9 protein-coding genes are annotated in these 11,896 nt (G+C 70.1%); 2 read left to right on the top strand and 7 right to left on the bottom strand.

The window, feature by feature from the left end; all coding sequences use genetic code 11:
* Positions 1–139: 139 nt before the first annotated feature.
* Positions 140–1,651: a 30S ribosomal protein S1 gene (rpsA, locus tag AC1DW8_RS01720; protein WP_056776617.1), complete on the bottom strand. Its 1,512-nt coding sequence runs from the start codon at positions 1,649–1,651 to the stop codon at positions 140–142.
* Positions 1,652–1,823: 172 nt separating this feature from the next.
* Here rpsA and AC1DW8_RS01725 point away from each other — a divergent pair, with 172 nt between their 5' ends.
* The gene (locus AC1DW8_RS01725) at positions 1,824–2,645 is read left to right on the top strand and encodes a class I SAM-dependent methyltransferase (RefSeq protein ID WP_056776614.1); all 822 of its coding nucleotides are present in this window, start codon (positions 1,824–1,826) and stop codon (positions 2,643–2,645) included.
* Positions 2,646–2,743: 98 nt separating this feature from the next.
* Here AC1DW8_RS01725 and AC1DW8_RS01730 read toward each other — a convergent pair whose 3' ends face one another.
* The 3 genes from AC1DW8_RS01730 to polA form a co-directional block, all read right to left on the bottom strand.
* Positions 2,744–5,434, bottom strand: a complete 2,691-nt coding sequence (locus AC1DW8_RS01730) for a hypothetical protein (protein WP_478091413.1) — start codon at positions 5,432–5,434, stop codon at positions 2,744–2,746.
* The gene (locus AC1DW8_RS01735; protein WP_056776608.1) at positions 5,431–6,045 is read right to left on the bottom strand and encodes a hypothetical protein; all 615 of its coding nucleotides are present in this window, start codon (positions 6,043–6,045) and stop codon (positions 5,431–5,433) included. Before AC1DW8_RS01735 ends, AC1DW8_RS01730 begins: the two co-directional genes overlap by 4 nt.
* Before the next feature lie 195 nt (positions 6,046–6,240).
* The gene (polA, locus tag AC1DW8_RS01740; protein WP_056776605.1) at positions 6,241–8,916 is read right to left on the bottom strand and encodes a DNA polymerase I; all 2,676 of its coding nucleotides are present in this window, start codon (positions 8,914–8,916) and stop codon (positions 6,241–6,243) included.
* Between the two features lie 77 nt (positions 8,917–8,993).
* Between polA and AC1DW8_RS01745 the strand changes: the two genes are divergently transcribed.
* Complete coding sequence (locus AC1DW8_RS01745; RefSeq protein ID WP_478091416.1) at positions 8,994–9,431, top strand: hotdog fold thioesterase; 438 nt, start codon at positions 8,994–8,996, stop codon at positions 9,429–9,431.
* A 28-nt stretch (positions 9,432–9,459) separates the two neighbouring features.
* Here AC1DW8_RS01745 and AC1DW8_RS01750 read toward each other — a convergent pair whose 3' ends face one another.
* The 3 genes from AC1DW8_RS01750 to AC1DW8_RS01760 all read right to left on the bottom strand — a co-directional run.
* Entirely contained in the window at positions 9,460–10,041 is a 582-nt protein-coding gene (locus tag AC1DW8_RS01750) for a GNAT family N-acetyltransferase (RefSeq protein ID WP_235508750.1), read from the bottom strand.
* 192 nt (positions 10,042–10,233) lie between these two features.
* Positions 10,234–10,953 (bottom strand): ABC transporter ATP-binding protein, encoded by a 720-nt coding sequence (locus AC1DW8_RS01755; RefSeq protein WP_056757316.1) that lies wholly within the window; start codon positions 10,951–10,953, stop codon positions 10,234–10,236.
* A partial coding sequence (locus tag AC1DW8_RS01760) for an ABC transporter ATP-binding protein (protein WP_478091419.1) occupies positions 10,943–11,896 on the bottom strand: 954 nt, incomplete at its 5' end. The genes AC1DW8_RS01760 and AC1DW8_RS01755, both read right to left, overlap by 11 nt.

The raw sequence follows: 11,896 nt of genomic DNA on the forward strand, positions 1-11,896 counted from the left end.
CGGCCAATCAATTCCTAGTAATTCAGTCGGAAATAAACCTGAAGCCTTCTTGCATCCTGAGACAGCGGACACGAAAGAGCCCCGGACCCACAGGGTCCGGGGCTCTTTCAGAGCGTGTCGCTCCAAGCAGTGACTGGCGTCAGTTGCCCGTCAGCTTCTCACGAAGCGCAGCAAGCGCCTCGTCCGAAGCCAGCGTGCCCTCGACCGGGGCCGGGGCGTTGCGCGGGGCGCGCTCGCTGCGGTCGGCGTCGCCGGCCTCGGCGACGTCACCGGTCGCGGACGAGTACGACGTCGCGGAGCCGGCGTTGGCCGCAGCCTCGGCGTCGGCCTTCGTCGCGGCGTCGACCTGGGCCTTGTGGGCCTCCCAGCGAGCGTGGGCGTCGGCGTACTGACGCTCCCACTTCTCGCGCTGGGCGTCGAAGCCCTCGAGCCACTCGTTCGTCTCCGGGTCGAAGCCCTCGGGGTACTTGTAGTTGCCCTGCTCGTCGTACTCGGCGGCCATGCCGTAGAGGGTCGGGTCGAACTCCGACGCCGCGACGGCCTGGTCGTTGGCCTGCTTGAGCGACAGCGAGATGCGACGACGCTCGAGGTCGATGTCGATGACCTTGACGAAGATCTCGTCGCCGACGTTGACGACCTGCTCCGGCAGCTCCACGTGGCGCTCGGCCAGCTCGGAGATGTGGACGAGGCCCTCGATGCCGTCCTCGACGCGCACGAACGCACCGAAGGGGACGAGCTTGGTGACCTTGCCGGGGACGACCTGGCCGATGGCGTGCGTGCGAGCGAAGTGCTGCCACGGGTCCTCCTGCGTCGCCTTCAGCGACAGGGAGACACGCTCACGGTCCATGTCGACGTCGAGCACCTCGACGGTGACCTCGGTGCCGACCTCGACGACCTCGGACGGGTGGTCGATGTGCTTCCACGACAGCTCCGAGACGTGGACGAGACCGTCGACGCCGCCGAGGTCCACGAACGCACCGAAGTTGACGATGGAGGACACGACGCCCGAACGGACCTGGCCCTTCTGGAGCTCCTTGAGGAACGTCGTGCGCACCTCGGACTGCGTCTGCTCGAGCCAGGCACGGCGCGACAGGACCACGTTGTTGCGGTTCTTGTCGAGCTCGATGATCTTGGCCTCGATCTCCTTGCCGACGTACGGCTGGAGGTCGCGGACACGACGCATCTCGACGAGCGAGGCGGGCAGGAAGCCGCGGAGGCCGATGTCGAGGATGAGACCACCCTTGACGACCTCGATGACGGTGCCGGTGACGACGCCGTCCTCCTCCTTGACCTTCTCGATCGTGCCCCAGGCGCGCTCGTACTGCGCACGCTTCTTGGACAGGATCAGACGGCCTTCCTTGTCCTCCTTCTGGAGGACGAGGGCCTCGACCTCGTCACCGACCTTGACGATCTCGCCCGGGTCGACGTCGTGCTTGATGGACAGCTCGCGCGAGGGGATGACGCCCTCGGTCTTGTAGCCGATGTCGAGCAGGACCTCGTCCCGGTCGACCTTGACGATGCGACCCTCGACGATGTCGCCGTCGTTGAAGTCCTTGATGGTGGCGTCGATCGCCGCAAGGATGTCTTCCTGAGAGCCGATGTCGTTGATGGCGATCTCAGGCGCGGTCTTCTCGACCGTGTTGGCAGTCATGTAGTAGGAACTCCGATTGTGGACAGTTAGATTGGGGACCTCGGGGCGGTGGACCTGACGGCCCGCGCCTCGATGCCTTGTGGACAGGTGCAACATTGATCGTGCGCACACGGGTGTGCTCGGCAATCCTATCCGCGCTGTCACCAGCCGGTCAAAAGAGAGCACGTATGCCGTGAGCACGCCCACCGAGGCCACCCGCCGTCCCGCTCCCCCGGACGAGACCGCCGCCGCGAACCGCACGTGGTGGGACGGCGAGGCGGCGTCGTACTACGTCGAGCACGGGTCGTTCCTCGGCGACACGGACTTCGTCTGGGGGCCGGAGCGGTTGCGCGAGGAGGAGGCGCGGCTCCTCGGCGACCCGGCCGGCCAGGTCGTGCTCGAGATCGGCGCCGGCTCGGGGCAGTGCTCCCGCTGGCTCGCGGCCCACGGCGCGACCGTCGTGGCCACCGACCTGTCGGCCGGCATGGTCGCCACCGGCGTGGCCGTCAACGCAGCGCTCGGCGACAGCCCCGACGCGGCCACCCGCGTGCCGTTCGCCCAGTGCGACGGACGCGCCCTCCCCTTCGCCGACGCGTCCTTCGACACCGTCTTCACGGCATACGGCGTCGTGCCCTTCGTCGCGGACTCCGACGTCGTCATGGCGGAGGCCGCCCGCGTGCTGCGCCCCGGTGGGCGCTTCGTCTTCTCGACGACCCACCCGGTGCGGTGGGCCTTCCCCGACGACCCGGGGCCGGCCGGGCTGACGGCGCGCCACTCCTACTTCGACCGCACGCCCTACGTCGAGCAGGACGACGAGGGCCACGCGACCTACGTCGAGCACCACCGCACGGTGGGCGACCGGGTACGGGAGATCACGGCGGCCGGGCTCGTCCTCGTCGACCTCGTCGAGCCCGCGTGGCCGGAGGGGCACGACGAGCCGTGGGGCGGATGGTCTCCCCTGCGCGGACGCGTCATCCCCGGCACGGCGATCTTCGTCTGCCGCAAGCCCGACTGACGACGGCCACCCGCGACGACCGTGCACCGGATGCACCGGATGCACGACGACGGCCACGGACCCCGAAGGGATCCGTGGCCGCCGTCGTCGCTCTGCGGTCAGAGGAAGCGGCGCCTCAGGAGAACCGCGCCTCCGGCAAGACCGAACACACCGGCCGCCGCTGCGGCCCGACCCAGGTTCGCTGAGCCCTGCCCGTCGACACCGGCGAGCTCGTACGAGTACGCCGTGGCGCCCATGGCGCCTGTGGGCGCGCCGTAGGCCATCCCCTCGGCCTTGGCGCGCTGGGCACCGACCTCGATGAGGGCGTACTTCTCGCCGTAGTCGGCGGCCGTGGCCTTGCCGGCAGCGACGAGCTTCTTCGTGCCCTCGTCGGAGAGACGCTGCGCGCCGTCCTTGAGCTGGGGCGCACCGGCCGCCGCGTCGGTCAGACCGGCCGCGAGCTGGCTCGTTCCGTCCGCCGCGTCGGCGAGACCGTCGGAGAGCTGGCCGGCACCGTCACTGAGCTTGCCCGCACCGTCGTCGAGCTGCCCCGCGCCGTCCGCGAGCTTGCCGACGCCGGCATCGAGCTGGCCCGCACCCGTGGCGACCTGGCTCGATCCGTCGGCGAGCTTCGAGGCGCCCGCACCGAGGTCCTTGGCGCCCTTGGCCACCTGGGACGTGCCACCGTGCACCTGGTCGGCACCGACCGTGAGCTGGTCGATGGCATCGAGCAGGTCGAGCCCACCGAGACCGAGGAGGTCCACGCCGTACTGGAGGTCGTTGACACCACCACGCAGCGTCTTGTTCTTGGCCGTGTCGGTCGGGCTGCCGATGCCGCCCTGGACCTTGGTGACAACCCCGTCGACGAGCGTCGACACGCCGGCGTCGACGAGGTCGACGCCCTCGAGCAGGCCCGGCACCTTGGGGTCACAGATCCCCTTGAGCGTCGTGTTGCTCAGGCCGCACTCGACCTTCGCGAGCCCGAGGGCCGCGTCGCTCAGCTTGCCCTTGAGCAGACCCAGACCACCCGACACCTGTCCCAGGCCCGTGGACACCTGACCGAGGCCACCGGAGACCTGATCCAGACCGTCCGACACCGCGCCGAGCCCGCCGGACGCGGCCGTCGTCTTCGTCCGAAGGTCTCCGATTCCTGCCTGCACCTGGCCGAGGATCCCCTTGCACACCGCGCCACAGTCGGTGGTCTTGGCCAGCGCCACTCCACCGTCCAGCTGGTCGATGCCGCCGCCCGGCTTCAAGGCGTCCTGGAGGCCGGCTCGGACCTGGTCGACCCCGCCCTTGGACTGGTCGACCCCACCCTTGGACTGGTCGACCCCGCCCTTGGACTGGTCGACCCCGCCCTTGAGCTGGTCGAGGCTCCCACCGGCCTTGGTGGCCTCAGCCACGCCACCGCGGATCTGGTCGACGCCGTCGATGAGGGTTCCGGTCTGGCCCTTGTCACCCAGCCCGGCGCGCAGCTTCGCGATGCCCGCGTGCAGCGGCTTCGCCTGCTCCGGCAGCGCACCGACGCCGTCGTAGAGCTGGGTGAGACCGGCATCGACCTGGTCGAGACCGTCAGCGACCTGCGCGAGACCGTCGAGCAGGGCCGGCGCGTTCTCGCCGACGAGGTGCAGACCACCGGCCACCTGACCGGCTCCGTCGTCGACCTGAGCGGCGCCACCGCTCAGCTTCTGCGCGCCAGCGTCCAGCTGCTGGTTGCCGTCCGCGACCTGGGTCGCCCCGTCGGCCAGCTTGGCCGAGCCTGCCTTCGCGTCGCCCGCTCCCGAGCGCAGCTTGGACGTGCCGTCCTTGAGCTGGCCTGCGCCTGTGGCGAGCTCGCGCGAGCCGGGCAGCGCCTGTGCGCCCATCCCCGCGTCGAGCTTCTTGGCACCATCGCGCAGCTGGATCAGCCCCGCGAGGAGCGTGCCCGCGCCATCACGGAGCTTGAGGAGGTTCGTGTCGATCTCGGTCGCACCGGCCGTCAGGGTGGCACCGGTCGTGGCACCGCCCTTGTAGCTCTCGGCGCCGCCCTTGAAGGAGGGGCTGTCGAGCGGGCTGACCGGGAGGGCCGAGACGGAGGCCTTGGGCAGCGTCCCGTCGACGATGTCGGCGGCGTAGCCGAACGTCGCGGTCGGGGTCCCGATGGGTCCGAACAAGGTCATCGTGAAGGTCAGCTTGGTGCCACCGCGGCCGTCACCGGCGAGGTTGGCCTCCTTCGAGCTGACGTTCGTGAAGGTGCCCGGCAGCGTCGTGGTGAGCGAGCCCACCATGGGGATGACGACGTCTTCCGTGGCCGACGCCTGCTTGCCCGTCCCGTCGTCGAAGGTGACGACCTGGGAGGAGCCCGTGACGTTCTTGACCGTGTAGCGCACCTCGAGACGGCCGCTGCGGCCGAGGAGGTCACCGGGCTCGACGGGCTGGCCGTCCAGGGTGTACGTGGCCTGGACCTCGAGCGGAAGCTTCTTCGTGAAGTCGCTGACGGTGCGCAGCTGCTGCTCGCCGTCGACGTCGTAGCTGCCGACCATGACGCCGTCCTTGACGTCGAACCCGCTGAAGCCGTCGAGGTTGCGCAGGCCCTGGGTCTCGATGGGGTTCTGCAGGTCGACGGTGCCGCGGCCCTTCATGGCCACCTGTTCGTAGACACGGGCGACGTCCACCTTGCCCGTCGCGTCGAGGTAGGCCTGCACCGTCTCGGTATTGGAGACCTGGACCGAGCCGTCCCCGGCGGCAGCCGCAGGCGACGCTGCCAGCAGCAGCAGGGTGGGCATGGTCGCCAGGCCGGCGACGATGGTGGCGAGGGTCCGCTTGCTCACTGTGCTGCTCCCGTCACGAGTTCATCGAGGTCTGTGGTGCTGGAGGAGTCGTCGCGCTGGTCGCGCTGGGCCCGCTCCGTACGCCTCGCATCGACGGCCGGACGCGGCCGCGCGGACGCGTGCGGTTCCGACTGTGCTGCAAGCAGGTTCGTGGCGAGATAGCCCAGGCCCACGGCGAGGAGCACCGTGGTGGCAGCCGCGGGCGACTCGGTGAGGAACTGCGAGGGTGCGTTGGTGTAGACCGACTCGTAGGCGCCGACGATCGAGGCAGCCCCGAGCAGCCCGCTCCACAGCGGGAGACGGCCACCGCTCACAGCGGCGACGACGGCGATGAGCGCCACGACGACGAAGGCCGCGACGGCGCGCCCCGCGGACGAGTCCGGGAGGACGGCGGCACGCAGCGCGAAGCCGAGCCAGGCCAGGAGGAAGCCGGCGAGGAAACCCGCCACCTTGCCCCAGGCTGGACGGTGCGGGACGAGCCCGAGAACACCGCCGAGAGCTGCGCCGAGAAGGGCGACGTGCTCGAGGTCGAGACCGAGCAGGTTGCTCAGTCCGATGATGACCGCCGCAAAAACGGCGAGACACAGACCTGTGACCAGGCTTCTGACCATGTCCACCTCACAGTAAAAGCACCCGTCTCCGATGACGGGTGCAAGTTACCGAGCAGTATGCAGGCGCGGCGGGGTCCGTGGTGTGTCAAGTGGTGGACACCACGTCCCCGTTGCCAGAACGTGACCTAACGGACACCGCCACGTGGGTACACGTCCCCGAATCCCGTCGGACGACGCCGGCTCGGGCCCGCGTGGTCAGTGGGCCGCGTCGTGCCAGGAGTGACCGACGCCGACGTTGACGTCGAGCGGCACGTCGAGCTCGGCGGCGTGCCCCATCTCGTGACGCACGAGCTTCTCGACGTCGTCACGCTCGCCCGCGGCGATCTCGAGGACGAGCTCGTCGTGCACCTGGAGCAGCACCCGCGACGTCGCGCCCGCGTCGGTGAGCGCACGGTCGACCCCGATCATGGCGACCTTCATGATGTCGGCGGCCGAGCCCTGGATCGGGGCGTTGAGGGCCATCCGCTCGGCCATCTCGCGGCGCTGGCGGTTGTCGGACGTCAGGTCGGGCAGGTAGCGCCGGCGGCCGAACATCGTCGCGGTGTAGCCGGTCCCGCGCGCCTCGGCGACGACCTCCTTGAGGTAGTCGCTGACGCCGCCGAACCGCTCGAAGTAGCCGTCCATGAGGCCGCGGGCCTCCTCGGTGCTGATGGTCAGCTGCTTGGACAGCCCGAAGGCCGACAGGCCGTAGGCGAGGCCGTAGGACATGGCCTTGACCTTGGAGCGCATGGCCGACGTGACGTCGTCGGGCTCGACCCCGAACACCTTGGAGCCGACGAAGTTGTGGAGGTCCTCGCCGGTGCGGAAGGCCTCGATGAGGCCCTCGTCGCCGGAGAGGTGAGCCATGACGCGCATCTCGATCTGGGAGTAGTCGGCCGACATGAGCGCCTCGTAGCCCTCACCGACGACGAAGAGCTCGCGGATGCGCCGCCCCTCCTCGGTGCGGATCGGGACGTTCTGGAGGTTGGGCTCGGTCGAGCTGAGCCGCCCCGTGGCGGCGATGGTCTGCAGGTAGGTCGTGTGGATGCGCCCGTCGTCGGCCACCGACTTCTGCAGGCCCTCGACCGTGACCCGCAGGCGAGCGGCGTCGCGGTGGCGCAGCAGCGCCTCGAGGAACGGGTGCTCGGTCTTGGCGTAGAGGTCGGACAGCGCGTCGGCGTCGGTCGTCCACCCGGTCTTCGTCTTCTTCGTCTTGGGCAGGTTGAGCTGGCCGAAGAGGACCTCCTGCAGCTGCTTCGGCGACCCGAGGTTGACGTCACGGCGCTCGATGGCGTCCCACGCGTCCTCCTGCGCCTGGGTGACCTTGGCGGCGAAGTCGCCCTCGAGGGAATCGAGCCCGGCCACGTCGACGGCGATGCCGGTGCGCTCCATGCCGGCGAGCACCCCGACGAGCGGGATCTCGACCTCGGCGAGCAGCTGCTCGCCCCCGGTGGCGGCGACCTGCTCGTCGAGGACCTCGGCGAGGTCGCGCACGGCGGTCGCGCGCACCATCTCCTTCTGGGCGGCCACCTCGTCGGCGTCGCCGCCGAAGTCGAGCATGCCCTGGCCGTCGGTCGGCGCGGCACCGCTCAGCTCACGATGCAGGTTGCGCAGCACGAGGTCGTCGAGGTGGTAGGTGCGCTGGTCGGGCTTGACGAGGTATGCCGCGAGCTGGGTGTCGCTCGTCAGCCCTCCGAGCGTCCAGCCGCGGGCGCCGAGCGCCTCGATCGGCCCCTTGGCGTCGTGCATGGCCTTGGGTCGGGCCGCGTCCTCGAGCCAGTCGCCGAGGGCGGCCTCGCCCTCGGGGGTCAGGGTCTGCAGGTCGATCCATGCGGCGCTGCCGTCGGGCGCGGCCACCGCGACGCCGCTCGCGTCACCGGTCCCCCGGGCCCACGTGCCGGCCACGGAGAGCCCCGCGCGCTGGTCGGACGCGAGGTGCGCGGCCACCCAGGCCGGCACGGCCTCGGGCGCGACGACCTCACCGTCGACCTCGAAACCCTCCTCGGCCTCGGGGGCCGCGGCCTCGACGGTGGCGAAGAGGCGGTCGCGCAGCACGCGGAACTCGAGCCCGTCGAAGACCGTGTGCACCTCCTCGCGGCTCCACTGGGAGCGCTGGAGGTCCTCGACCTCGACCCCGACGGGGCTGTCCTTGACGAGCTGGTTGAGCCGGCGGTTGCGCAGGACCTGGTCGAGGTGGTCGCGCAGCGACTGCCCCGCCTTGCCCGGGATCTTGTCGATGCTCGCGACGATGCCGTCGAGGTCGCCGTACTGGGTGATCCACTTGGCCGCGGTCTTGGGGCCGACACCGGGCACGCCCGGGAGGTTGTCGGAGGTCTCGCCGACCATGGCGGCGAGGTCGCTGTAGCGGGTCGGGGGGACGCCGTACTTCTCCTCGACCTGGGTCGGGCCCATCCGCGACACCTCGGACACGCCGCGGATCGGGTAGAGGATCGTCACCTTGTCGGAGACGAGCTGGAAGGTGTCGCGGTCGCCCGAGCAGATGAGGACGTCGATGTCCTGGGCCTCGGCCTGCGTCGCGAACGTCGCGATGATGTCGTCGGCCTCGTAGCCGTCGAGCTCGACGTAGCGGATGCGGAGCGCGTCGAGGATCTCCTTCACGAGCGGGATCTGGCCCTGGAACTCGTCGGGCGTGCGCGCCCGGCCCGCCTTGTACTCGGCGTACTCGTCGGTGCGGAACGACTGGCGGGCCTTGTCGAAGGCCACGACGACGTGCGTCGGCTCCTCGTCGCGCAGCATGTTGATGAGCATCGAGGTGAAGCCGTAGACGGCGTTCGTGTGCTGCCCCGTGCTCGTCGAGAAGTTCTCGGCGGGGAGCGCGAAGAACGCGCGGTAGGCCAGCGAGTGTCCGTCGAGGAGGAGAAGTCGGCTCACACGGCAACCCTAGTGGCGGCCACCGACGGGGTAAGCCGGGGCACCGGGTGCGCGGGAGGGCGGCATACGATCCGGGCATGACTGACTCTTCGACGCAGGCGCCCGGCCAGACCCTCGACGACATGCGGTCGATGGCCGAGGGGACCCTCATCGAGCGGATGAACATCGAGATGACCGAGGTCTCCCCCGAGCGCCTCGTCGCGACGATGCCCGTCGCCGGCAACACCCAGCCGTACGGGCTGCTCCACGGCGGCGCCAGCGTCGTGCTCGCCGAGACCCTCGGTTCCATCGGCGCACAGATCCACGCCGGCCCGGGCCGCGTGGCCGTCGGGCTCGACATCAACGCGACGCACCACCGGGCCGCGCGCTCGGGCATCGTGACGGGGACGGCGACGCTGCTGAGCGCCGGCCGCACCCTCGTCAGCTACGACGTCGTCGTCACCGACGAGAAGGGCAAGCGCGTCTGCACGTCACGCATCACCTGCCTGCTGCGCGACGCGGCGCCGGGGGCCTGAGGCCCGGCGCGCCCGCCCGGGGAAGGGCTCAGCCGGCGATCTTCGGGTCGTGCCGCGGCGCCCGCGCGCGCAGGTCACGACGGCGCTGGAGCAGGTCGAGCGAGACCCGCTGGGGCCGCGGCTCCCCGGCCAGCTTGCGCTGCATCGTCGCGGACGTCGCGACGCGTCGCACGGTCTCGGGCGCGAACCCGAGCCGGGCGAAGAAGCGGTTGGCCTCGCGGTCCCCCGCAGGCACCGAGCTGGCCAGGTGCTCGCAGCCCTGGCGGTCGGCGTAGCGGCCCGCGGCCGTGAGCAGCGACCGTCCGACGCCCTGACGGCGGAAGTCGGGGTGGACGAAGAGCATGTCGATCGAGACGCACGGAGAGTCGACGAGGAGGCTCCGCGTCGAGTCGGCGAGGACGACGTAGCCGGCGGGCCGTCCGTCGACGGACGCGATGAACGTGCAGATGTCATTGCGCTGCAAGGCATTTCGCAGGGTTCCGTCGAGCGCCAGCCGCTGGGCCGCTTCCGGGGTGGTGCCACCCTCGATCCGGTGCGTGATCCACAGCTCGATGAACTGCGAGTGCAGGCCCTCGTCGACCCGCTGCACCGAGACCAGTGCTCGACCCATCATCCCTCCCGTTCCTGCCCCGAGGTCACCCGGCAGACACTACGACCAACGAGGTCGCGGCGGAAGAGCAACGCGAAGGTCCACAGCAAGCGGACGGGGCGCCACGACCGTGGTCGTGACGCCCCGCCTTCGGATTCCGTGGCCGGCGCTCCCTCCGCGGAACGCCGTGCCGACCGTCGCCGGGAGGCTCCCCTAGACGTCGCCGCCGAGGTAGGCAGCCTTGACGGCCGGGTCGTCCGCGAGGTCCTTGCCCGTACCCTCACGGACGATCTCGCCCGTCTCGAGGATGTAGGCGCGGTGCGACCGCTTGAGCGCCTGCGCGGCGTTCTGCTCGACGAGCAGCACCGTGGTGCCCTGGCTGTTGATCTCCGTCACGATGTCGAAGATCTGCTTGATCAGCTTCGGCGCGAGACCCATCGACGGCTCGTCGAGGAGCAGCAGCTTCGGCTTGGCCATGAGCGCCCGGCCCATGGCCAGCATCTGCTGCTCGCCACCCGACATCGAGCCGGCAGCCTGGTTGCTGCGCTCCTTGAGCCGCGGGAAGAGCTCGAAGACGCGCTCGAGGTCGTCCTTGACGGCCTTGCTCTTGCGGTCCGGACGGGCGTAGGTGCCCATCTCGAGGTTCTCCATGACGGTCATGCCGACGAAGCACCCACGGCCCTCGGGCGACTGCGAGATGCCGAGGACCGGCCGCTCGTGCGACGGCATGTGCGTGATGTCCTTGCCGTCGAAGACGACCGAGCCGGCGCGCACCGGGCGCAGCCCGGAGACCGTCTTCATGGTCGTCGTCTTGCCGGCGCCGTTGGCCCCGATGAGGGTGACGATCTCACCCTCCTCGACCGTGAAGCTGATGTCGCGGATGGCCTCGATGCGTCCGTAGTTGACGCACAGGCCGTTGACCTCAAGAAGCATCTTCCTCATCAACTCCCAGGTAGGCGGCGATGACCGCCGGGTTGTCGCGGATCTCCGCGGGCGAGCCCTCGGCGATCTTGCGGCCGAACTCGAGCACGACGATCCGGTCGGTCACGCCCATGACGAGCTTCATGTCGTGCTCGATGAGCAGGACCGTGTAGCCCTGGTCGCGGATCGTGCGGATCAGCTCCATGAGCTTGGCCTTCTCGGCCGGGTTGAAGCCGGCCGCCGGCTCGTCGAGGCACAGCAGCTGCGGGCTCGTGGCCAGGGCACGCGCGATCTCGAGGCGACGCTGGTCGCCGTACGGGAGGTTGCGGGCCAGCTCGTCGGCCTTGCCGTCGAGCCCCATGAACGTCAGCAGCTCGAGGGCGCGGGCGTAGCCCTGCGCCTCCTCCCTGCGGTGCTTCGGCAGCCGGAACATCGCCGAGACGACACCGGTCGAGTGGTGCGCGTCGACCCCGACGAGGACGTTCTCGAGCGCCGTCATGTTGGCGAAGAGACGGATGTTCTGGAACGTGCGCGCGATGCCCAGCTTGGTGATCTGGTACTTCTTGCGCTTGCCCAGCGGCTTGCCGAGGTAGCGGACCCCACCCGAGGTGGGCTGGTAGACGCCGGTCATGACGTTGAAGCACGTCGTCTTGCCGGCACCGTTGGGACCGATGAGACCGAGGATCTCGCCCTTGTTGATGTGGAAGCTCACCTCGTTGAGGGCCACGACGCCGCCGAAGCGGAGGGTGACCTCGTCGACCTCGAGCAGTCGCTCACCCTCGGACACGACGGGGACGCCGATGTCCTCGGGGGCGATGTCGACGTCGGGGTTGATCTCCGTGACCTCGTCGGCCGGGTCGGCGAGCGTGCGCTCGCCCGTCGGTTCGGCTCGACMAGAGCTCGTGCCGGCACTCGTGCCGGCGGGGCCGGCCGGGCCGGCGGGGCCGGCCGGGGC

This window comes from Terrabacter sp. P2_E3 (assembly GCF_056403915.1).